15 protein-coding genes are annotated in these 21,818 nt (G+C 59.5%); 10 read left to right on the top strand and 5 right to left on the bottom strand.

Annotation, left to right across the window (positions count from 1 at the left end; all coding sequences use genetic code 11):
* Positions 1 to 129: 129 nt before the first annotated feature.
* Positions 130 to 978, bottom strand: coding sequence for a carboxylating nicotinate-nucleotide diphosphorylase (gene nadC, locus ACN1C3_RS23035; protein WP_419118053.1), 849 nt, complete (start codon positions 976 to 978; stop codon positions 130 to 132).
* Positions 979 to 1,429: 451 nt separating this feature from the next.
* Between nadC and ampD the strand changes: the two genes are divergently transcribed.
* From ampD to ACN1C3_RS23055, 4 genes are all read left to right on the top strand, one after another.
* Positions 1,430 to 1,990, top strand: a complete 561-nt coding sequence (gene ampD, locus ACN1C3_RS23040; protein WP_419118054.1) for a 1,6-anhydro-N-acetylmuramyl-L-alanine amidase AmpD — start codon at positions 1,430 to 1,432, stop codon at positions 1,988 to 1,990.
* A complete protein-coding gene (gene ampE / locus ACN1C3_RS23045; RefSeq protein WP_419118055.1) occupies positions 1,987 to 2,823 on the top strand; it encodes a regulatory signaling modulator protein AmpE in 837 nt (278 codons plus the stop codon). The genes ampD and ampE overlap by 4 nt, the downstream gene beginning before the upstream one ends.
* A 180-nt stretch (positions 2,824 to 3,003) precedes the next feature.
* A complete protein-coding gene (locus tag ACN1C3_RS23050; RefSeq protein WP_419118056.1) occupies positions 3,004 to 5,034 on the top strand; it encodes a methyl-accepting chemotaxis protein in 2,031 nt (676 codons plus the stop codon).
* Between the two features lie 201 nt (positions 5,035 to 5,235).
* Complete coding sequence (locus ACN1C3_RS23055) at positions 5,236 to 5,625, top strand: hypothetical protein (protein WP_419118057.1); 390 nt, start codon at positions 5,236 to 5,238, stop codon at positions 5,623 to 5,625.
* Here the strand turns inward: ACN1C3_RS23055 and ACN1C3_RS23060 are convergent, their stop codons facing one another.
* Positions 5,626 to 6,402: a TatD family hydrolase gene (locus tag ACN1C3_RS23060; protein ID WP_419118058.1), complete on the bottom strand. Its 777-nt coding sequence runs from the start codon at positions 6,400 to 6,402 to the stop codon at positions 5,626 to 5,628. It abuts the gene before it with no gap.
* Between the two features lie 2 nt (positions 6,403 to 6,404).
* Positions 6,405 to 7,400 (bottom strand): catabolite repressor/activator, encoded by a 996-nt coding sequence (gene cra / locus ACN1C3_RS23065; protein WP_419118059.1) that lies wholly within the window; start codon positions 7,398 to 7,400, stop codon positions 6,405 to 6,407.
* Positions 7,401 to 7,695: 295 nt separating this feature from the next.
* Between cra and ptsP the strand changes: the two genes are divergently transcribed.
* The 4 genes from ptsP (at position 7,696) to ACN1C3_RS23085 (ending at position 14,963) form a co-directional block, all read left to right on the top strand.
* Positions 7,696 to 10,557: a phosphoenolpyruvate--protein phosphotransferase gene (gene ptsP, locus ACN1C3_RS23070; RefSeq protein ID WP_419118060.1), complete on the top strand. Its 2,862-nt coding sequence runs from the start codon at positions 7,696 to 7,698 to the stop codon at positions 10,555 to 10,557.
* The gene (gene pfkB, locus ACN1C3_RS23075) at positions 10,557 to 11,498 is read left to right on the top strand and encodes a 1-phosphofructokinase (protein ID WP_419118061.1); all 942 of its coding nucleotides are present in this window, start codon (positions 10,557 to 10,559) and stop codon (positions 11,496 to 11,498) included. Before ptsP ends, pfkB begins: the two co-directional genes overlap by 1 nt.
* Before the next feature lie 11 nt (positions 11,499 to 11,509).
* On the top strand, positions 11,510 to 13,249 hold the full coding sequence (locus tag ACN1C3_RS23080) for a PTS fructose-like transporter subunit IIB (protein WP_419118062.1): 1,740 nt from the start codon (positions 11,510 to 11,512) through the stop codon (positions 13,247 to 13,249).
* Between the two features lie 172 nt (positions 13,250 to 13,421).
* Positions 13,422 to 14,963 carry an alkaline phosphatase D family protein gene (locus ACN1C3_RS23085; RefSeq protein WP_419118063.1) on the top strand — a complete coding sequence of 514 codons (1,542 nt, stop codon included), beginning with the start codon at positions 13,422 to 13,424 and terminating at the stop codon, positions 14,961 to 14,963.
* A 132-nt stretch (positions 14,964 to 15,095) separates the two neighbouring features.
* Here the strand turns inward: ACN1C3_RS23085 and ACN1C3_RS23090 are convergent, their stop codons facing one another.
* Together ACN1C3_RS23090 and ACN1C3_RS23095 are read right to left on the bottom strand one after the other, a co-directional pair.
* Positions 15,096 to 17,624: a PepSY domain-containing protein gene (locus ACN1C3_RS23090; RefSeq protein ID WP_419118064.1), complete on the bottom strand. Its 2,529-nt coding sequence runs from the start codon at positions 17,622 to 17,624 to the stop codon at positions 15,096 to 15,098.
* 133 nt (positions 17,625 to 17,757) lie between these two features.
* Positions 17,758 to 20,079 (bottom strand): TonB-dependent receptor, encoded by a 2,322-nt coding sequence (locus ACN1C3_RS23095; protein ID WP_419118065.1) that lies wholly within the window; start codon positions 20,077 to 20,079, stop codon positions 17,758 to 17,760.
* A gap of 206 nt (positions 20,080 to 20,285) precedes the next feature.
* Here ACN1C3_RS23095 and ACN1C3_RS23100 point away from each other — a divergent pair, with 206 nt between their 5' ends.
* Complete coding sequence (locus ACN1C3_RS23100; RefSeq protein ID WP_419118066.1) at positions 20,286 to 20,966, top strand: Fe2+-dependent dioxygenase; 681 nt, start codon at positions 20,286 to 20,288, stop codon at positions 20,964 to 20,966.
* Positions 20,967 to 21,026: 60 nt separating this feature from the next.
* Positions 21,027 to 21,764, top strand: a complete 738-nt coding sequence (locus tag ACN1C3_RS23105; RefSeq protein ID WP_419118164.1) for a tetratricopeptide repeat protein — start codon at positions 21,027 to 21,029, stop codon at positions 21,762 to 21,764.
* Positions 21,765 to 21,818: the final 54 nt, after the last annotated feature.

The following is a 21,818-nucleotide window of genomic DNA, read 5'->3' on the forward strand; positions in this document are numbered from 1 at the left end:
GACTCGGGCTGGTCTCAATACTGGACACGATAACCCGGCTTAGCCGCTTAACCTGAACCGCCGTATACGGAACCGTATGTACGGTGGTGTGAGAGGACGGCGGATGTAAATCCGCCTCCTACTCGATTATCAGAGACTCAAACGCATCGACAGATCCACTGCCTTCACATCCTTGGTCATCGCACCGATAGAGATGTAGTCCACGCCGGTTTGGGCGATTGGGCGCAAGGTGCTGTCGTTGATCCCGCCACTTGCCTCGAGTTTGGCCTTGCCAGCGTTAAGGCGCACAGCTTCGCGCATGTCGTCGTGGCTGAGTTCGTCGAGCATGATGATGTCGGCGCCGGCAGCGAGCGCTTGTTTCAACTCCTCAAGACTTTCCACCTCTACCTCCACCGGTTTGCCCGGGGCGATTTTGTGCGCCGCGGTGATTGCCTGAGCGATGCCACCGCAGGCAGCAATATGGTTTTCCTTGATCAGGAAGGCGTCATACAGGCCGATGCGATGATTGTGGCAGCCACCGCAGGTGACGGCGTACTTCTGCGCCAGACGCAGGCCAGGCAACGTTTTACGCGTATCCAGCAGTTTTACTTGAGTGTCCGCGACCTGGTCGGCGTAATGCTGCGCACGGGTGGCGATCCCAGACAGCAATTGCAGGAAATTCAGTGCGCAGCGCTCTCCGCTAAGCAGCGAGCGAGCAGGGCCTTCAAGGTGGAACAACGCTTGATTGGGGCTGACTCGCTCGCCGTCACGCACTTGCCAGTGCACCGCAACTCGCGGGTCCAGTTGCCGGAATACTGAGTCAACCCAAGCGGTGCCGCTGATGACGGCCGCGTCGCGAGTGATGATGGTGGCTTTGGCCAGGCGTTCAGCCGGGATTAGTTGTGCGGTGATGTCGCCGCTACCGATGTCTTCAAGCAACGCACGGCGCACGTTGGCTTCGATTTCAGCGGTCAGGTCGGCGAGGCGTAAATTCGGCATAACGGGCTCCACAAACAAAGTGGCCCGATTATAGGGCCATGCTGCGAGCTAACCCAAGGCGGCAAACACCTTCGCGTTGCTCTGAAACATGCATTTGGTCGTTTCAGCTGAGCCGTCAGGCTCGGGCAAAGGTCCGAGTTTGAGAGGCTATTTCAAAATGAAGTTCAGGGTCTGCTAGCACAAGTGACATCTTTTGCAAGATAATCTGCCTTGTAATTGACGTCATAGATTTGACGTTGTTTTTCGATCTATGACGTGCAGTGCGGTGCATAGGCACTCGCTCAAAGATCGGCTGTGGGGCTGTTCGTAAACTCGATGACACCTTGTTGTTCGACCGAGCGCTTGCGTCGGTGCTTGGTAACTTACGTCAACTCAATCGTGGCAAGTGATCGCAACCTGAGTGCGGATCACGGCATACTGGGTCATCACAGTCGTTGTTGAAGGAACCTGTATGCAGTTGGACCCGGCTAGCGGTTGGTGTAAAGGCGTTCGTCATTGCCCATCGCCCAACTTCAATGCGCGCCCCACGGACGAAATTTCCCTGCTGGTAATCCACAACATCAGCCTGCCGCCGGCGCAGTTCGCGACGGGCAAAGTGCAGGAGTTTTTTCAAAATCGTCTGGACGTCACGGAGCATCCCTATTTTGCAGGGATAGCCGACCTGCGTGTGTCTGCTCATTTTTTGATCGAGCGTGACGGCGCGATCACTCAGTTTGTCTCCTGTCTTGAGCGTGCCTGGCACGCGGGAGTCTCACGCTTCGATGGGCGGGAAGGCTGTAATGATTTTTCCTTGGGCATCGAATTGGAAGGCACTGACGATCTGCCGTTCACCGATGCTCAATATCAGGCGTTGATTGCCTTGACCCGGCAATTGCAGGAGGCCTTCACGGCGATCACTGTGCAACGCATCTGTGGCCATAGCGATATTGCACCCGGGCGCAAGACTGATCCGGGGCCGGAGTTCGACTGGGCACGCTTTCGCGGGGCCTTGGAAAAAGGGGAAGGACAATGAGTTTTCTGGTGTTACTGCTGGCGGTCTGGATCGAGAAGTTCTCGGCCTTGCGTCACCGGGTCCAACGCGACAGCGGATGGTTGCGCGAGTTGGCCAAACTCGAGGCCAGTCCACGATTTTCGAACCGGCCTTGGCTTGTGCTGACGCTGCTGGTTCTGCTGCCCGTCGCAGTGCTGGGGTTGCTGCTGGTGGTGCTGGAACCGGTGGCCTACGGTTTGTTGGCGTTGCCTGTCCATCTGTTGGTGGTGATTTACAGCCTGGGACGCGGTGACTTGTTGGCCGGTCTGGGGCCGTTTCGCGATGCCTGGCGCCGTGAAGACCTGCAGGCCGCCGCTCACGTTGCCAAGCGTGACCTGGATATCTGCGCCGATAGCGGTGAGCAGTTGCTCGAACGGGTTCAAGGACACTTGCTGTGGGAGGCCTATCAGAGCTTTTTTGCGGTGATTTTCTGGTACTTCCTTCTGGGTCCGGTCGCTGCGTTGAGCTATCGCTTGCTGGCGTTGGCGGCTGAACACAGCAAAAACCCGGCGCTGGTCGAGCGCGCCGCGCAACTGCGTCATGCCTTCGATTGGTTACCCGTGCGGTTGTTGGCGGCAAGCTTTGCGTTGGTCGGCAACTTTGTAGCAGTCAGCCGTGTGATGTTGCATGAGTTGCTCAACTGGAACATCGGCGCTGCGCAATTGGTGGAAAAAGTCGGCCTGGTGGCCAGTGAGATCCCTGCACCGATGGTCGGCGCTGATGGCATTACCAGTCTGGACCGGTTGTGGGACCTGCTGCTCCGTGCTGCGGTGCTCTGGTATGCGGGTTTTGCGCTGTGGACGGTGTTGCCATAGTCAATTGAGTTCAGTGTGCAGCCTGAAAAGATCGCCGCCGTAGGCTGCGATCTTTTTGCGGTTAACTTTAAGTTACAAAACCTCCCTTTGATTTGAGCTATACAGGCGTAGCGCCGAATAGTGGCTATCTGCTTTCTTCGCGTGCCTGCCAATAAAAATAAAAGAAAAGGGAGACTTCCAGTGAAGAGCTTGCTCTATCCCGCCGTCGCACTGATGAATCGCCTGAGCTTCGGGATGAAGTTCAGCCTGATCAGTGTTCTGTTTTTCCTGCCGATGCTGGTGACCAATTTCTATCTGGTCCGCGACTCCTATCGCGAATTCCAGGGCACTCAGGTCGAATTGCAAAGCCTTGACCTGTTGGGCAGCAGTCTGACGCTTCGGCGTGATCTGGAAACCCTGAATAACCTGGTGCAGATTAACGTCAGCCTTGGCCAATCCGGCAAAGCGGGGGATGTCGAGCCGAGGATCAGCGCCCTCGAACAGAGCGTCCTGGAGCGCATGCAAGGGCTGGCGGCTGTGATTATCGACCCTGAGCAGGTCAGCGTTTTCGATGGCAAGCGCGATGAAATGATTGCGGCCTTCAAGGCTCAGCAAGCCGAAAAGTCTGTGCAAAGCAAAAGTGCGTTGATCGGCAAGTTACTCGGCAGTGCGCAAATTTTCAGCCAGATCGTCGCCAGCCAGTCCGGCTTGAGTCGAGACAATCAAAGTGACATGCGCCAGTTGAGTGAGCTGATCACCAGTGTCACCCCGCGCGTTACGCAAATTCTGGGCGAAGGCCGGGCCATTGGCAGCTATTCGTTGGGGCTCGGTTTCCTCAATTCGACCTCGAGCACTCGCTTCGATGAGCTGTTACAGCAGATTGAAAAGCTCCAGGCCGAGTACGGCTTGAAGTTGCAGGATGCATTGGGCTCGAGCAAAGCGGCTCACGACGCTCTGGATCCATTGGCCAGTGCCAGTAGAAGCACGCTCAAACAGGCCAGCGAACTGTTCGAAGAACAGGTGGTGATGGCCGATACCCTGGATGCGCCCTGGCAAGCTTTTTACGATCAGGTCAGCGGTTTGATGGCGCAAACCTACCAACTGAATGAGGCCACGTTGACGTTTCTAGGCGTGCAATTGCAGCAACGTCTGGAGCAGAACCGCACGCACATGGTGTTGTTGGTGATGGCGCTGGCGGCGGTGTTCTTGTTGATCGTTTACCTCTACGGCGGTTTCTACGCGTCGACCCGAACCACCCTCAAACGCCTGGGTGAGGTGATGGACAAGGTAGCTGCGGGGGACATGACCGTCTCTTTCACGGCTCAAAGTCGTGACGAGTTGGGTGAGTTGGGCAATGTGTTCAATGGCACCGTGGCGAAGATCCATGACCTTATTGAACTGGTGGGCAAGACTGTCACTGAAGTTGAGCGTCAGGCAGGTCAGGTGGAGTCGGTATCGGCTCAGAGCAATCAGGCGGTGGCCAGTCAGCGAAGCCAGATCGAGCAAGTTGCCACCGCGATGAATCAGATGTCGGCGACTGCCCAGGAAGTGGCCCGTAGCGCGGCAGCGGCGGTCAGTAGCGCTCACAGCGTTAACGACGAAACGGTCAGCGGCCGTGGTCTGGTGGCGTCGCAACAGGGCAGCATCGCCCAGTTGGCCGGCGAGATTGACCAGTCAGTGTTGGTGATCAATCAATTGGCCAGTGACAGCCAGTCCATCAGCCGCGTTCTCGACGTGATCAAAAGCATCGCCGAGCAAACCAACCTGTTGGCGCTCAACGCCGCCATCGAGGCGGCGCGTGCCGGTGAGCAGGGACGCGGTTTTGCGGTGGTGGCCGATGAGGTCCGCACCTTGGCCAAGCGAACTCAGCAATCGACTGAAGAAATCGAGCAGATGATTGCCAAGCTGCACAGCGGTGTTGGCGCGGCGGTGAAAGCCATGGGCGTCAGCCACCAGATGGCCAGTGGTACGGTCAGCCAATCAGAAAAGGTTCAGCAGGCGCTGGAAAACATCCTCGGCGCGGTGGGGATGATCGTCGATCAGAACCAGCAAATCGCTGCGGCAGTCGAGCAGCAAACCGCGGTGGCCCACGATATCGATCAGAATATCGTCGAGATCAATCGCGCGGGTGAGCGTACTGCCGAAGGCGCGCACCAGACCGAAGATGCCAGTCGTCAGTTGTCGGCGCAGGTGGTACAGCTGAAGCAGTTGATCAGCGCGTTCCGGGTTTGACAGGGAAAGGCCCACGTTCAGTGGGTTTTTTCTGAGCAGCAGAAGGCAGCTTTTGTAAATATAATCTGTCGGGCTTTTTCTCTTTTCCAGTGAGACATTTCCTGTTTTCCTCCTCGGCCTGATTTTTCCTCTGCAATGGGGGAAGATTCGCACCTCTTGACCCGCCGGCTATGCCCGCCGTACCCCTGAGGGAACCAGGTTATGACTTCTGCAATCATCGGAATCAAAGGGCAATGCGCCCATTGCCAGATCACACTGGCGCTCAAACCGTGGCAACTGAATGCCATCGCGATCAATGAAGCCTTCGCTTGTGCGCACTGCCAGAAAGCCTTGCAGCTCCGTTGCCCGAAACAGCTCAAACGCCTCAAGTCGCTGGATTCGCTGACCATGCTGCGAGCGAGCATGATCCTGTTGGTCTCAACGACCTTATTGGTGGCGTTGGTGATGGAATGGGTGGGGGTGATCAGTGTGGTGGAACAGCTCAACTTTTCGCTGATCGCCGTCTTTCTCTACTTCATCATCCTGGGCTTCGCCCGGCACAGGCAGCGCATGACGTTGATCCTGCAAGCGGCCAAGGCTCATGCCGACTGATTACCAGTTGAACAACTCACAGGCGTTGGCGGTGCTGGCAGTGGCCAGTTGCTGGGGGCTGACCGCCATGATGTCGGCCAGTGCAGCACAAATCGCCGGCAGATGTTGCGGGCTGTTGCGTTGACCGGGATACATGGCGGGCGCCATATCCGGCGAGTCGGTTTCCAGCACTACGGCATCCAGTGGTAACTCTTTCAGCACTTTGTGCATGCGCAGCGCCTGAGGCCAGGTCGCGGCGCCACCCAGCCCAAGTTTGAAACCGAGTTTGATGTATTCGCGGGCCTCTTCCTGACTGCCGGCGAAGGCGTGGATGATGCCGCTGCGTTTGAGCCGAAAACGCTTCAGTGTGGCGATCACGGCTGCATGGCTGCGACGGACATGCAGCAGCGCCGGTAACTGAAAGTCCGCTGCCAGTTTCAATTGTGCTTCAAACAGCGTTTGTTGGCGCTCGCGGTCGAGCTGTTCGAGAAAATAATCCAGCCCGAACTCGCCTACTGCGCACAGCTGTGGATGACCGGCCAGACGCGTCAGCCAGTCGCCCAGTTCAGTCAAGTCCGCCGGGCGATGCTCATCGAGGTAGACCGGATGCAGGCCGAACGCGGCATGCAGGTCCGGGTCGCTTTGCACCAGATCCCATACCCGCTGCCAGTTACGCTGATAAACCCCCAACACCACCATTCGCCGCACCCCGAGGGCGCGGCTGTCAGCCAACAGCGCCTCGCGATCGTCGTCGAAATCCGGAAAATCCAGATGAGTGTGGCTGTCGATCAGCTCCACGTTCACGCCTCGTGAATGCGCTGCTTGAAGGTCCGCGCGATGGCCTGTACGCCCGGTTGGTAATGCTGTTCTTCAATGGCCGCCAGGGCCAGCTGCAGGGCTTTGTCAGCGATCAGTTGATGCTGCTGGGCCATGGCGTTCACCGGCAGCGGCAGGAAGTCCAGCAACTGTGTGTCACCGAACGTACCGAGGCGCAGCGGTCGGGATTTGAGCGGGAAGTCATGCAGGGCATCGAACACGCCCTGAAGCAGCACGTAGGAGGTGGTAACCAGCGCATCCGGCAAGTGGCCGAGACGTTGGAGTAACTCTTCCATCAATTGCCGTCCGCAGTCGCGGCTGAAGGCTTCGCCCTGTTCGATCAGAATCTGGCCTTCAAACCCGGACAAAGCCTGTTTGAAGCCTGCAGCACGCTCCTGGCTGATGCTCAGCTCGGGCCGTGCACCGATCAGCGCAATCTGCCGAGGCACGGGCTGCAGCAGGCTGCGGGTGAGTTGCAGGCTGGCTTCTCGATCATCGCTGATCACCGAGCAGAAATGCTCAGGCTCCATGACCCGGTCGATGGCGATGATCGGCAAGCCCTTGGCCTGTAGCTGACGATAGCTGTCATCATCGGGCGGCAGGCAGCTGGCGACGAACAGCGCATCGCAACGCCGGGCGCGGAAGAGCTGCAGCAATTGCCGCTCGCTGTCCGGCGCATCGTCGGAGCTGGCGATCAACAATTGATAGCCGCGAGCGCGAGCGCCTTGTTCAAGTAGTTTGGCTATCCGCGCGTAACTGGGGTTTTCCAGGTCCGGCAGGATGAAACCCAGTGTGCGGGTGTGCCGGCTGCGTAGCCCGGCCGCTTGTGGGTTAGGCGTGAAGCCATGCTGTTCGACCACCGCCTGCACACGCTCGACGGTGCTGCGGCTGATCCGTTGTTGTTCGGCCTTGCCGTTGATGACATAGCTGGCGGTGGTAACAGACACACCGGCCAGTTGGGCGATATCACTGAGTTTCAACCCGGGATTTCCTTGTTGTTTTGGAGCTTGCCCCGACATTTTGTCCAATCGTAACCGATATGGGGAGAGGACCCTTGTCGTAACTGCAATCGACGGGTAGGGCTTCAAGGATGAGCGATTATCGAGTAACGTGCCAAACATTCTAGATTAAACGTTTCAGCAAGCGTATTTTCAGGGGTATAAAGGAACTGGGCCGGTTCTGCCGAGAAGCCGCCCGAGGCTGTTCTGACAATAAGCCTAAGCTGATTCATTCAAAACAATACCTAGCGCAAAATTGCGCTAAATAGGAGAAAGCATGCTCGAGCTCACCATAGAGCAGATATCCATGGGCCAGTCGGCTGTGGATAAGTCCGCGGCACTGCACCTGCTCGCCGAAAATCTTGTCGCTGATGGCCTGGTCGAAGAGGGTTACCTCAGTGGCTTGCAGGCGCGAGAGTCCCAGGGCTCGACCTTTCTCGGTCAAGGTATTGCGATTCCCCACGGTACTCCCGAAACCCGCGATAAGGTATTCGCCACCGGCGTGCGTCTGCTGCAGTTTCCCGAAGGGGTGGACTGGGGCGATGGTCAGATCGTCTATCTGGCGATCGGCATTGCCGCCAAATCCGATGAACACCTGCGCTTGCTGCAATTACTCACCCGCGCCCTCGGTGAAACCGATCTGGGCCAGGCCCTGCGCCGCGCCAGCTCCGCCGAAGCCTTGCTGAAGCTGCTGCAAGGCGCGCCGCAAGAGTTGGCGCTGGATGCGCAGATGATCGGGTTGGGCGTGTCCGCCGACGATTTTGAAGAATTGGTTTGGCGTGGCGCGCGGTTGCTGCGTCAGGCCGACTGCGTCAGCAATGGGTTTTCTGCGGTATTGCAGCAGGTTGATGCACTGCCGCTGGGCGATGGTCTGTGGTGGTTGCACAGCGAACAGACGGTCAAGCGTCCGGGTCTGGCGTTCGTTACACCGGACAAGCCGATCCGCTACCTGGGCCAACCGCTGAGCGGTCTGTTCTGTCTGGCCAGTCTGGGCGAGGCTCATCAAGCCTTGCTCGAACGCCTCTGCGCTTTGCTGATTGAAGGTCGCGGCCATGAACTGGGTCGCGCCACCAGCAGTCGTGCGGTGCTGGAAGTGCTGGGCGGTGAACTGCCGGCCGACTGGCCTAGTGCCCGGATCGCACTGGCCAACGCCCACGGCTTGCATGCGCGGCCGGCGAAGATTCTGGCGCAACTGGCGAAAAGTTTTGAAGGCGAAATTCGCGTGCGAATCGTCGATGGTCAGGACAGTGCGGTGTCGGTGAAGAGCCTGAGCAAGCTGCTCAGCCTGGGTGCCCGTCGCGGCCAGGTTCTGGAGCTCATCGCTGAACCGAGCATCGCTGCTGACGCCTTGCCAGCCTTGCTGGCGGCCATTGAAGAGGGGCTTGGCGAAGAGGTCGAGCCGTTGCCGGCGGTCAGTGCACCCCGTGAAGTCATTGCTGAAGTCGCACAGGTGCTGGTGGCTCCAGCTTCGGGAAGCCTGATTCAGGCGATTGCCGCATCGCCCGGGATTGCCATTGGCCCGGCCCACATTCATGTGCTGCAGCCGATCGATTACCCGCTGCGTGGTGAGTCCGCTGCCATCGAGCGCGAGCGTCTGAAACAGGCGCTGACTGATGTTCGTGGCGACATCGAAGGGCTGATCCAGCGCAGCAAGGCCAAGGCGATCCGCGAGATTTTCATCACCCACCAGGAAATGCTCGACGACCCGGAGCTGACCGACGAAGTCGACACCCGTCTCAAGCAAGGCGAAAGCGCCGAGGCTGCATGGATGGCGGTGGTCGAGGCCGCGGCCAAACAACAGGAATCGCTGCATGACGCCTTGCTGGCTGAGCGTGCGGCGGATTTGCGGGATGTCGGTCGTCGTGTGTTGGCGCAGCTGTGTGGTGTCGAAACCCCGGCGGAACCTGAGCAACCGTACATTCTGGTGATGGATGAGGTCGGCCCCTCGGACGTGGCGCGTCTCGATCCCGCGCGGGTTGCAGGCATTCTGACCGCTCGGGGTGGTGCCACCGCCCACAGCGCGATTGTCGCCCGGGCCTTGGGCATTCCGGCGCTGGTCGGTGCTGGCGCTGCGGTATTGCTGCTGGCGCCGGGCACGCCGCTGTTGCTTGACGGTCAGCGCGGTCGCCTGCATGTGGACGCCGATACGGCGACTTTGCAGCGCGCCATCGAAGAGCGCGACACCCGCGAACAACGTCTGCAAGCCGCAGCAGCCCAACGTCACGAACCGGCGCTGACCACCGATGGCCACGCCGTCGAAGTGTTCGCCAATATTGGCGAAAGCGCAGGTGTTGTCAGCGCAGTGGAGCAGGGCGCCGAAGGCATTGGTCTGTTGCGTACCGAACTGATTTTCATGGCCCACACGCAAGCGCCGGATGAGGCGACCCAGGAAACTGAATACCGTCGCGTGCTCGATGGTTTGGCCGGCCGGCCATTGGTGGTGCGCACGCTGGATGTCGGCGGCGACAAACCATTGCCTTACTGGCCGATCGCCAAGGAAGAAAACCCCTTCCTCGGTGTTCGCGGCATTCGTCTGACGCTGCAACGTCCACACATCATGGAAGCCCAGTTACGTGCCTTGTTGCGCGCCGCCGACAACCGGCCGTTGCGGATCATGTTCCCGATGGTCGGCAGCGTCGATGAGTGGCGTCAGGCCCGGGACATGACCGAACGCCTGCGTCTGGAAATTCCGGTGGCCGATCTGCAACTGGGGATCATGATCGAAGTACCGTCGGCAGCGCTGCTCGCTCCGGTACTGGCCAAGGAAGTCGACTTCTTCAGCGTCGGCACCAACGACCTGACTCAATACACCCTGGCCATCGATCGCGGTCATCCGACCTTGTCGGCTCAAGCCGATGGCTTGCATCCAGCGGTCTTGCAACTGATCGACATCACCGTGCGTGCGGCCCATGCCCATGGCAAATGGGTCGGCGTTTGCGGCGAGCTGGCGGCTGATCCGTTGGCTGTGCCGGTGCTGGTTGGCCTTGGCGTGGATGAGTTGAGTGTGTCGGCGCGCAGCATTCCCGAGGTCAAGGCGCGGGTTCGCGAGCTCAGCTTGAACCAGACTAAAATTCTTGCTCAGCAGGCCTTGGCCGTGGGCAGCGCCAATGAAGTGCGCGCATTAGTGGAGGCGTTGTAATGGCGAGGATTCTTACCCTGACCCTGAACCCGGCGCTGGACCTCACCGTCCAGTTGACGCGCCTGGAACCAGGTCAGGTCAACCGCAGCGACGCGATGCACACCCATGCCGCTGGCAAGGGCGTGAACGTGGCGCAGGTGCTGGCGGATCTCGGGCATCAGCTGACCGTCAGTGGTTTTCTCGGTGAAGACAATCCACAGGCTTTCGAAGCGCTGTTTGCCCGGCGTGGTTTTGTCGATGCGTTCATTCGCGTGCCTGGAGAAACCCGCAGCAATATCAAACTGGCGGAAAGCGATGGGCGTATCACCGACCTGAACGGCCCGGGCCCGCGGGTCAGCGAAGCCGCTCAACAAGCACTGCTTGATCGTCTCGATCAAATCGCCGCCGGGCATGACGCAGTGGTGGTCGCCGGTAGTCTGGCGCAGGGTGTCAGCCCGCAGTGGTTTCAAGCGTTGCTGATCCGCCTGAAGAACCTCGGTTTGAAAGTTGCCCTGGACACCAGCGGCGAAGCCTTGCGGGCAGGGCTTGCGGCGGGTCCATGGCTGATCAAGCCCAATACCGAAGAACTGGCTGAAGCGCTGGATAACCCGGTCGTTTCGGTGGTAGCACAAACCCAGGCAGCGAGCCGGTTAAGGGCTCAAGGCGTCGAGCATGTGGTGATTTCCCACGGCGCCGACGGGGTGAACTGGTTCAGCGTTGGTACGGCCTTACAGGCATTGCCACCGAAGGTCAGCGTCGCCAGTACTGTCGGTGCCGGCGATTCATTGCTGGCAGGGATGCTGCATGGTTTGCTCAGTGCTCATACCCCTGAACGGACCTTGCGCACGGCCACGGCTATCGCCGCTATGGCCGTGACCCAGATCGGCTTCGGAATCAGCGACGCCGCGCAATTGGCGCAGCTCGAACAGGGTGTACGTGTTCACCCCCTGACAGAACAATAAGAGGGTTTGTAATGAAATTAGCCATTGTTACAGCCTGCCCGAACGGCATGGTCACCAGTGTGCTCTGCGCGCGTTTGCTCGATGCTGCAGCGCAACGCCAGGGCTGGAGCACCAGCGTCGAAGTGCACGATGCTGCGCATCCGGAGCGCCAGTTGTCGGCCGTGACTATCGAAGCCGCCGAGTGGGTGCTGGTGGTCAGCAGTACGCCTGTGGATATGTCGCGTTTCGTCGGCAAGCGGGTGTTCCAGAGTACCCCGGCTCAAGCCCTGCAAGACGTCGAAGCCGTGTTGCGACGCGGTGCCGAGGAGGCGCAGATCTATGTTGCGCCCGAAGTGGTTGCCCAACCTGCTGCCGTCAGTAAAAACGCGCCGCGCCTGGTTGCGGTGACTGCGTGCCCGACAGGCGTCGCTCACACCTTTATGGCGGCCGAGGCCTTGCAGCAAGCAGCCAAGCGTCTTGGCTATGACCTGCAAGTGGAAACCCAGGGCTCGGTCGGTGCGCGCACTCCCTTGAGCGCGGCGGCAATTGCCGACGCCGATGTGGTGTTGCTGGCTGCGGACATCGAGGTCGCCACCGAACGTTTTGCCGGCAAGAAGATTTACCGCTGCGGCACGGGCATCGCCTTGAAACAGGCCGAAGCCACGCTGAACAAAGCTCTGGCTGAAGGTAAACAGGAAAGTGCTTCGACTGGCGCCAAGGGCCCGGCCAAGCAAGAGAAGACGGGCGCCTACAAACACCTGCTGACCGGCGTGTCGTACATGTTGCCGATGGTGGTGGCCGGCGGATTGATGATCGCGCTGTCGTTCGTCTTCGGTATCACCGCGTTCAAAGAGCCCGGCACATTGGCCGCGGCGCTGATGCAGATTGGTGGCGAGACCGCGTTCAAACTGATGGTGCCGCTCCTGGCGGGTTACATCGCCTATTCGATCGCCGACCGTCCGGGCCTGGCGCCGGGGATGATTGGCGGCTTGCTGGCCAGCACCCTGGGGGCGGGTTTTATCGGCGGGATCATTGCCGGTTTCATCGCTGGTTACGCCGCTCAGGCGATCAATCGCTGGGCACGATTGCCGCAAAGTCTCGAAGCGTTGAAGCCGATTCTGATCATCCCCTTGCTGGCGAGCCTGTTCACGGGTCTGGTGATGATCTACGTGGTGGGTAAACCGGTTGCCGGGATGCTCACAGGCCTGACTCACTTCCTCGACAGCATGGGCACTACCAACGCGATTCTGCTCGGTGTGTTGCTCGGCGGCATGATGTGTGTCGATCTCGGCGGGCCGATCAACAAAGCCGCCTATGCGTTCTCTGTCGGTCTGCTGGCGTCGCAAAGTTATGCACCGATGGCCGCGACCATGGCTGCCGGTATGGTGCCGCCAATTGGTATGGGCATCGCCACCTTCATCGCCCGCCGCAAGTTTGCCCAGAGCGAGCGTGAAGCCGGCAAAGCGGCGTTCGTGCTGGGCCTGTGCTTTATCTCCGAAGGGGCGATTCCGTTTGCCGCCAAGGATCCGTTGCGGGTAATCCCGGCGAGCATCGCCGGCGGGGCATTGACCGGCGCGCTGTCGATGTACTTCGGTTGCAAGCTGATGGCGCCCCACGGTGGGCTCTTTGTGATGCTGATCCCGAATGCGATCAACCATGCGTTGTTGTATCTGTTCGCGATTGTTGCGGGGAGTGTGGTGACGGCAGTGACGTATGCGCTGATCAAACGGCCTGAAGTGGTCGAGTTGGCGCTGGAGCCGGTCAAGGCGTAAAGCAAAATGTGGGAGCAGCGGTGCGGCGATCCGACTTGCCCGCGAAGACGTCATCTCAGGCGATAGATGTATTGGGGCGACCATCGCTTTCGCGGGCAAGCCCGCTCCCACAGGTTCTTGTCACACCCCATTAATATGCTCATGATTAAGTTTCCCTTTCAGGGAGAAGACCATGAGCAAATTCGATCCGGGCCGCCGTCGGGTGATGCAGGCCGTGGGTGCCGGACTCTTGTTGCCCGGCCTGGCGCCGGCGGTGATCGCCTCGGTCAAGGATCGCCCGCAACTCACCGATGGCGTGCAGTCCGGTGACTTGCTGGGTGACCGGGCGATGATCTGGAGCCGCAGCGACCGCCCGGCGCGGATGGTGGTGGAGTGGGACACGCGCAGCCTGTTCAGCAACCCTCGACGCTTCGTTTCGCCACTGGCCGACGCCCGTAGCGACTTCACCGCCCGTGTCGAACTGAGCGGATTGCCCGCTGATCAGGCAATCTTCTATCGGGTGTTTTTCGAAGATGCCCAGACCGGTGTCGCCAGCGAACCCTGGTTTGGCCACCTGCGCAGCGTGCCGCAGCTGCGGCGCGATATTCGTTTCGTCTGGAGTGGTGATACGGCTGGCCAGGGTTTCGGCATCAACCCCGATATCGGCGGCATGCGCATCTATGAAGCCATGCGCTTGCGCTTGCCGGATTTTTTTATCCACAGCGGCGACACCATCTATGCCGATAACCCGGTGCCGGCGCAAATCACCACCGAGAGCGGTCGTATCTGGCGCAATCTCACCACTGAAGCCAAAAGCAAAGTCGCTGAAACCCTCGACGAATATCGCGGCAACTACCGCTACAACCTGATGGATGAAAACATTCGTCGCTTCAACGCCGAAGTCCCGCAGATCTGGCAATGGGATGATCACGAAGTGGTCAACAACTGGTCACCGGGCAAGCAACTGGATGAGCGCTACAAAGACAAAGATATCCACAGCCTGGTAAAGCGCGGCCGTCAGGCCTGGCTCGAATACGCGCCGATGCGTTTACAAAGCGCTGATGAAGGCGGGCGGATCTATCGAAAGTTGAGTTATGGGCCGTTGCTGGACGTGTTCGTATTGGACATGCGCAGCTATCGCGGTGCCAACGACGACAATCTCGGCGGCGAAAAGCCCTTTCTCGGTCGCGAGCAACTGGACTGGCTCAAGCGCGAGTTGAAGGGCTCCAGCGCCCAGTGGAAAGTCATCGCCGCCGACATGTCGATCGGCCTTGGTGCGCCAGACGGTGAAGTCAGCCCCGGTGTGCCGCGCTGGGAGGCGGTGGCCAACGGTGACCCGGGGCCACCTCAGGGCCGAGAGCTGGAAATCGCTGAGCTGCTGGGCTTTCTACGGGCGCAGCAGGTGCGCAATTACGTGTGGCTGACGGCTGATGTGCATTACTGCGCGGCTCACCATTACCACCCGGACCGCGCGGCGTTTCAGGACTTTGAACCGTTCTGGGAGTTTGTCGCAGGTCCCTTGAACGCTGGGAGTTTTGGTCCCGATTCGCTGGATAAGACTTTTGGCCCCGAAGTGATCTTCGAAAAAGCCGCTCCAGTGCAGAACGCCTCGCCGTTTGCCGGATTTCAGTTCTTTGGTGAAGTGCAGATCGAGGGGCGCAGTGGCGAGATGAGCGTTATCTTGCGTGACCTGGATGGGGTGGCGGTGTTTGAGCAGAAGCTGCAGCCGGTTTGATGGATGATCGTTCCCACGCTCTGCGTGGGAATGCCGCCATGGACGCTCCGCGTCCGCCTTGGATGTGACGCGGAGCGTCACGGGATGCATTCCCACGCGGGAGCGTGGGAACGATCATCTATGCTTGGATAATCAATAAACATCCCGTCGATAACGCCCTTGCTCAATCAACCTCTCAACCTCTTCAACACCCAGCACCTCATTGAGCACCTGATCCACCCCCGCCGCCATCCCCTGTAAACTGCCGCAGATATAAATCGCGGCACCGTCGGCCAGCCATTTTTTCAATTCGTCGGCGGCATTACGCAGTCGATCCTGCACGTAGATCTTCTCTGCCTGATCCCGCGAGAACGCCAGGTCCAGACGTACCAGATCGCGGCACGCCAGCCATTCGTGCAGCTCGTCACGGCAATAGAAGTCATGCTCGATGTTGCGCTCACCAAACAGCAGCCAGTTGCGTTGCTGGCCGTCGGCGATTCGTGCCTTGAGCAGGCTGCGCAACCCCGCCAGTCCTGTGCCGTTGCCCAGCAGGATCATCGGCCGAGGCTCGGCAGGCAGGTGGAAACCACTGTTGCGCCGCACCCGCAGGCTGATCGCCGCGCCCAGCGGCGCATGTTCGGTCAGCCAGCCAGAGCCCAGGCCCAGGCTGCCGTCGGCGTGACGTTCCTGACGCACGATCAGTTCCAACAGGCCGTCGCTGGCGATCGAGGCAATCGAGTATTCGCGCATGGCCAGCGGCACCAGCGCATTGACCAATGCTTGGGCATGCAGGCCGACCAGATGGGTACGATTCTCTGGTAACTGGCGACCCGCCAATGCCTGCGCCAGGGTTTCCTGCAAACCATCGAGTTGTACGGGAGTGGTCGCCGCGAGGCCCAGCCCCTTCAGAAAATACTCGATGGCAGCGCTGCTGTTGCGTGGGAGTACCTCCACCAGGTCACCGGCCAACCAACTGCTGGCGGTTGGTGCGGTCAGGCCGAGCAAGTACACGCCTGAACCGCTGCTGTCGGGGTTGAGTAATCTGCGCTGGCTCAGCGTCCAGTTGTCGAAGCTCGGAGCTTGCCAGGTGTCCACCGGTGCATGCCCGGTCAGTTGGCCAAGTTGCTGCTGCCAGTGTCGTAGGGCATAGGGATCGCCGCTGTCGACTTCAATCGGAGCGAACAACGTGGTGCCGCCATGCTCTGCGAGCCAGGCGTGCAGACGGCGAGCAAACCCACAGAAGTGCTGATACTGCCGATCGCCGAGGCCCAGCACCGCGTACTTGAGTCCGTCCAGCGTCAACGCACGCCCCAGCAATTTGCGCTCGAAGCCGCGGGCGCTGTCCGGCGCTTCGCCGTCGCCGAAGGTGCTGACCACGAACAAGGCGTGGTTTGACTCGCACAAGTCCTGCTCGCTGACATCCGCCAGCGGCTGCACCTTGACCGGCACCCCCGCTGCTTGCAATTGGCCGGCGGTCTGCCACGCGAGTTGTTCGGCAAAGCCGCTCTGGCTGGCAAAACCAATCAGCCATGCCGGTGCGTCGCTGCTGTTTTTTTCCAGAGCTGTGCGAGCGTCCCTCACCTGACGTTTCTTGCGTCGACGATCCAGGTACAACAGCCAGCCGGTGATAAAGAACAGCGGCATGGTCAGGGCGGCGAGGGTCAGCAGAATGCGCCCGACAATCCCGAAGTAGCTGCCGACATGCAGCGCATAGAGGCTGGTCAGCAGTTGCGCCTTGAAGCTCTTGTCGGCGTAGCGATCATGGCGGCTGACGGTGCCGTTGGCCGGATCGAGGATGATCTGGTTCAGCGCACGGTCGTGAGGTGAGTTCTTCAGCAGGTAGAACACTGTCGCCGGTTGCCCGGCCACTGGCGGCATGCGGATGTTGTAGGCGCTCAAACCAGGGCCGGCGGCGCTGTAGATGCTGCTCCACATTGCGCTGTAATCGGCGGTCGGTGCCGGACCTGAAGGCGGGGCACCGCGCCCCCCTTTGACCCGCTCATTTTGCGGCGCGTCGGAGAGGAGCTTGTTCAGCCCTTTGTTGTACCACTCATAAGACCAGGACAACCCGGTCAATGCTGCCAGCAGATAGAAAATCAGGCACCAGGTACCCGCCACCGAATGCAGGTCCCAATTGAAGCTGCGGCCCTTTTTGGCCCAGTCGAAGGTCAGCCAGGCGCGCCAGCTGGCGACCTGACGCGGCCAGCGCAGATAGAGGCCGGACAGACAGAAGAAAATCAAAATCAGCGTGCAGGCGCCGGTGATTTGCCGACCGGTATCGCCCATCGCCAGAAAGCGGTGCAACCGCAGCATCAGGCCAAAGAAGTCCTGACCCGTGGCATCACCCATGAAGTCGCCGGTGTACGGGTCGAAGTAGCGCATCTGGCCGCGACGCTCTCCGGGCGGTGGAGTGAAGAACACCCGCGCGGCGTTGCCGCTGTCGGTATCTACCCAGAGCATCGAGACCTTTTTGCCTTCAGCGGCTTCGACTTTTTCCACCAGCTCAGCAGGCGGCAACACACCGGCAGTACGCTTCTCGACGTGCAGCACCGACGGGTTGAGCGCGCGCAGGATCTCGTCCTGAAACGACACCGTGGCTCCGGTGATACCCATCAGGGCCAGGACTAGTCCGGCGCTGATGCCGAAAAACCAGTGCAGCTGGAACAGTGTTTTCTTCAACACGTCGACCGCCTTCCTCATTCATAAGTAATTATTACGGCGCGCATTATGCCGTGTGTTGTCGAGAAGCATTCGTTATTACACGCAAAAGCCCCGCTCATGAACATGAGCAGGGCTTCTTGAACTCCCGACTCTATTAGAAGTGGAAGTTGGTGCTCAGCAATGCCGTACGACCTGGCGCCTGGTTGGCGAAGTGGTTCTGGAAGGCTTTGTCGTAGTACGTCTCGTCGGTCAGGTTCTGCACGTTCAGCTGCAGGTCGACGTTTTTGGTCAGTTTGTAGTTGGCCATAGCGTCGTAGCGCACGTAGGAGTTAACCATGGTGGTGTTGGCCACACTGCCGAATACTTCGTCGACATAGAACGCGCCGCCGCCAACGGTCAGCTTCTGAGTGACGGCGTAAGTTGTCCACACACTGGCGCTGTTTTTCGGGGTGTTAGGCAGTTGATTGCCATCGGTGGCCTTGTTCAGCGGGCCGCCATCCACTTGCTTGCCGTCGAGGAAGCTGTAACCGGCGAAGACCTGCCACTTGTCGGTGAGCTTGCCGGTGGCCGACAGTTCGAAGCCGTCAACACGGGTCTTGCCGACGTTCTGGAAGGAAGTGGTGTCGACCTGAACCCGGGCATTTTCCTTCTCGGTGCGGAACACTGCCGCGGTCAGTGACAGACGATCGTTGAGCAGATCCCACTTGGTGCCGACTTCGTAGTTGGTGGTTTCTTCCGGCTCCATGTCGCTGCTCAGCAGGTTGCCATTGCGATCCTTCGTACCGGACAGCGGATTGCCGTCCACGCCTTCACCAAGGACGGCGCCGGGCGGGATGGCGGACGTCGCGTAGGAGGCATAGATGCTGCCGTTTTCCGCCGGTTTCCAGACCAGACCCAGCTGACCGGTGACGAACTCGCTGGTGTCGTCGCCTTTGGCGGTGGTGACGGAAGCAGCGTCGAAGGTCTTGAACTTGGTGTCGAAGTGGTCGTAGCGCAGGCCCATGTTCACCAGCCATTGAGGCGACAGTTCCAGGGTGTCGAACACGTATAGCGCCCGGGTGGTTCCGGAGGTGTCGGTACCGGCGTAGTTGCGCGAAATAGCACCATTCCACGGATCATCAGGATTCGGATTGGACAGCGAGGTACAGTTGTAACCGCTCGGTGCACCGATCATGGATGGCGTGCAGTTGGTGGTCGCGGCGGCTGTTCCTGGCGTGGTATCGGTATTGACGTTGTACGAAGACTTTTTGCTTTTTTCGCGGCTGAACTCGACGCCAGTGGAGAAGCTGTTCTTGAACCCGGCCACGTAGAAATCGCCAAACAGATCGGTCTGGTTGGTGGTGGTGTCGGTGTTGCTGACCCGGGTGTTGGCTCGACGCCAGACGCTACCGTTGTTGACGTTGCCCTTGCTGTCGTCCGGCTGGGTCAGGATGTAGTCCTGCATGCTGGTTCCGTGGCGCAAGGTGTTCTTCACGGTCAGCGAGTCGGTCAGGTCGTGCTCGATGGCGAAAGTCGCGGTGTCGGTACGACCTTTACGGAAGTCGCGGTCAGTCAGGCCATAGAAGTTGCTGCTGTTGCCGCCGGCGTTGGGTTTGTCCGGATTGTTTTTGGTGCGATCGGCGGTCAGACCTGAGGTGGGCACCGTGTACGGAATGCCCGAGTCCGGCAAGTCGTTGTTTTCCAGGTGGTAGTAATCGAGGTTGACCCGAGTGTCGGTGCCCAGCCCGAACGCCAGCGACGGAGCGATACCCCAGCGGTCGTAATCGACCTTGTCACGCCCGGCGACATTGCTTTCATGGCTCATCAGGTTGAGACGGCCGGCGGCGCTGTCGCTGAACTGATAGTTGCTGTCCAGGGTGTAGCGTTGGGTTTGATCCGAACCCCAGGTAAAGCCGCCATCAAACGAGTCGCCCAAGTGAGCCTTTTTGCTCACCAGGTTGATGCTGCCGCCCGCGGCGCCACGACCGCCCATGGCCGAGTTCGGGCCTTTGCTGACTTCAATCGACTCAACGGCAAATATCTCGCGGCTCTGGGAGCCAGTGTCGCGCACGCCATCCAGATAGGTGTCGCCTTGCGCGTCGAAGCCACGAATGAACGGTCGGTCACCCTGTGGATTGCCGCCCTCACCGGCGCCGAAGGTAATGCCAGGCACGGTGCGCAGCGCATCCTGCATGGAAAGGGCGCCAGTGTCCTTGAGGACTTGCTGTGGAATCACCGTTACCGAACGCGGAGTGTCTACCAGCGGTGCGGTGTACTTAGGCGAAGAGGCTTTCTCGACTTGATAGGAGGTCTGGTCCTGGGCCTCGCCGGTGACACTGGTAGCGTCCAGCGAAATAGCATTACGCGGTGCTTTTTCGTCAGTTTTTTCAGCCGCGTGAGCCATGTGGGCTGCGGAGGCGGCGGTGATGGCCACGCCAATTGCAGACGCGAGCAAACGCGGTGAGCTGACAGGTAACTGTGATGGTTGGCGCGACATGTGAATTCCCCTCCCCAGGGATTTGAGGCCGCGGAATATAGGGTAAATACGTATCTGTATCAATTGCGAAATATTTCTATTCGTACTTAATTTACATTCTTTACACTTTATCTTTACGGTTTTTACGGTCTCATTCGTCGCTCGGGTTTTACAGAGACAATAAGAATCAATATCATTGCGATCCTTTCGCTCTCAGGTATCGCCTCATGCTGCTGCATATTCCCGGCTTGTTCTCCCGTGAAGAAGTGCTGCGCATTCGCGAGGCCCTGGAGCAGGCGGACTGGGCGGACGGCAAGATCACTGCCGGCTACCAATCGGCCAAGGCCAAACACAATTTGCAGTTGCCGGAAGGGCATCCGTTGGCGCAGGAAATCGGCGCCGCCATGCTGGACCGCCTGTGGAAAAATCCGCTGTTCATGTCAGCGGCGTTACCGCACAAAGTGTTCCCGCCACTGCTGAACTGCTACACCGCCGGGGGTAGTTTCGACTTTCATATCGACAACGCAGTGCGCCAACCCAAGGGCAGCGCTGAACGTGTGCGCACTGATTTGTCGTCCACGTTGTTTTTCAGCGATCCGGACGAATATGACGGCGGCGAGCTGGAAATTCAGGACACCTTTGGCACTCGTCAGGTGAAATTTCCGGCGGGCGATATGGTGCTGTACCCCGGCACCAGCCTGCACAAAGTCAACGCCGTCACTCGCGGCGCGCGCTACGCCTCGTTCTTCTGGACGCAAAGCCTGGTGCGCGAAGACAGCCAGCGTGCGTTGCTGTTCGAGATGGATGGCGCGATCCAGCAACTGACCCAGGACATGCCGGATCACCCGTCGCTGATCCGCCTTACCGGCACCTATCACAACCTGTTGCGTCGCTGGGTCGAGGTGTAAACCGTGAGTTTTCATTTGCTGCATCGCGAAGAAATCCTCGATGGCGATCGGCTCAAGGCCATGCTCGAAGAAAGCCCGGCGCGCGCGGCCCAGGCCATTTTGATCGCGGCCAAAGAAGGTGTCCTCGATGCTCAGGCCTTGCTCGGGCAGATACTTCTGGATGGACTGGGAATCGCTCAAGATCAGACACTGGCCCTGCGCTGGTTCGAGATCGCGGCCAATGGCGGGCATCTGATGGCGCGCAACATGCTCGGTCGTTGTCACGAGCATGGCTGGGGTTGCACGGCCGATACGGTTGTCGCGGCGTCGCACTACCGTCAGGCTGCTGATGCCGGGCTGGATTGGGGTTTGTACAACTACGCCAACCTACTCGCCACCGGTCGTGGCGTGGTCGAGGATCAGGCGCAAGCGCTGGCTTGCTATCGGCGCGCCGCTGAACTCGGACATGCAAAATCAATGAATCTGCTGGGGCGTTATCTGGAAGAAGGACGGTTTTGTCCGGCTGATCCGGTTGCAGCTTTTGAGTGGTATCGGCGTTCGGCTGAGGGTGGGGATTTTCGCGGGCAGTTCAGTTATGCGGCTGTTCTGGCCGATGATGGGCGAGTCGAAGAAGCGTTGGTGTGGCTGCGTAAGGCTCTGGTGGGCGGAAATCTGAATTTCCTGCGAGTTGCTTGCAAGACCCTGTTAAATGCCACCCATCCCCAGATTCGAGGTTTGGCCAAGGATTATCACCGCCGAGCAATGCAATTGGGCGATGAGCGGGATGTGGCAGAGCTTGTCGCTGTGGTTAAATCATAATGATTGGAACTTAATCATTTCTCATCATCTCGCCGCACACTGCTTGTGGAGACG

It is taken from the genome of Pseudomonas sp. H11T01, from assembly GCF_048515765.1.
In the GTDB taxonomy this organism is placed as follows: Bacteria; Pseudomonadota; Gammaproteobacteria; order Pseudomonadales; family Pseudomonadaceae; genus Aquipseudomonas.

Coding starts and splice junctions, on each gene's coding strand:
- nadC (WP_419118053.1), bottom strand. CDS start 978: ATGCCGAATTTACGCCTCGCCGACCTGACCGCTGAAATCGAAGCCAAC.
- ampD (WP_419118054.1), top strand. CDS start 1,430: ATGCAGTTGGACCCGGCTAGCGGTTGGTGTAAAGGCGTTCGTCATTGC.
- ampE (WP_419118055.1), top strand. CDS start 1,987: ATGAGTTTTCTGGTGTTACTGCTGGCGGTCTGGATCGAGAAGTTCTCG.
- ACN1C3_RS23055 (WP_419118057.1), top strand. CDS start 5,236: ATGACTTCTGCAATCATCGGAATCAAAGGGCAATGCGCCCATTGCCAG.
- ptsP (WP_419118060.1), top strand. CDS start 7,696: ATGCTCGAGCTCACCATAGAGCAGATATCCATGGGCCAGTCGGCTGTG.
- pfkB (WP_419118061.1), top strand. CDS start 10,557: ATGGCGAGGATTCTTACCCTGACCCTGAACCCGGCGCTGGACCTCACC.
- ACN1C3_RS23080 (WP_419118062.1), top strand. CDS start 11,510: ATGAAATTAGCCATTGTTACAGCCTGCCCGAACGGCATGGTCACCAGT.
- ACN1C3_RS23085 (WP_419118063.1), top strand. CDS start 13,422: ATGAGCAAATTCGATCCGGGCCGCCGTCGGGTGATGCAGGCCGTGGGT.
- ACN1C3_RS23095 (WP_419118065.1), bottom strand. CDS start 20,079: ATGTCGCGCCAACCATCACAGTTACCTGTCAGCTCACCGCGTTTGCTC.
- ACN1C3_RS23100 (WP_419118066.1), top strand. CDS start 20,286: ATGCTGCTGCATATTCCCGGCTTGTTCTCCCGTGAAGAAGTGCTGCGC.
- ACN1C3_RS23105 (WP_419118164.1), top strand. CDS start 21,027: ATGCTCGAAGAAAGCCCGGCGCGCGCGGCCCAGGCCATTTTGATCGCG.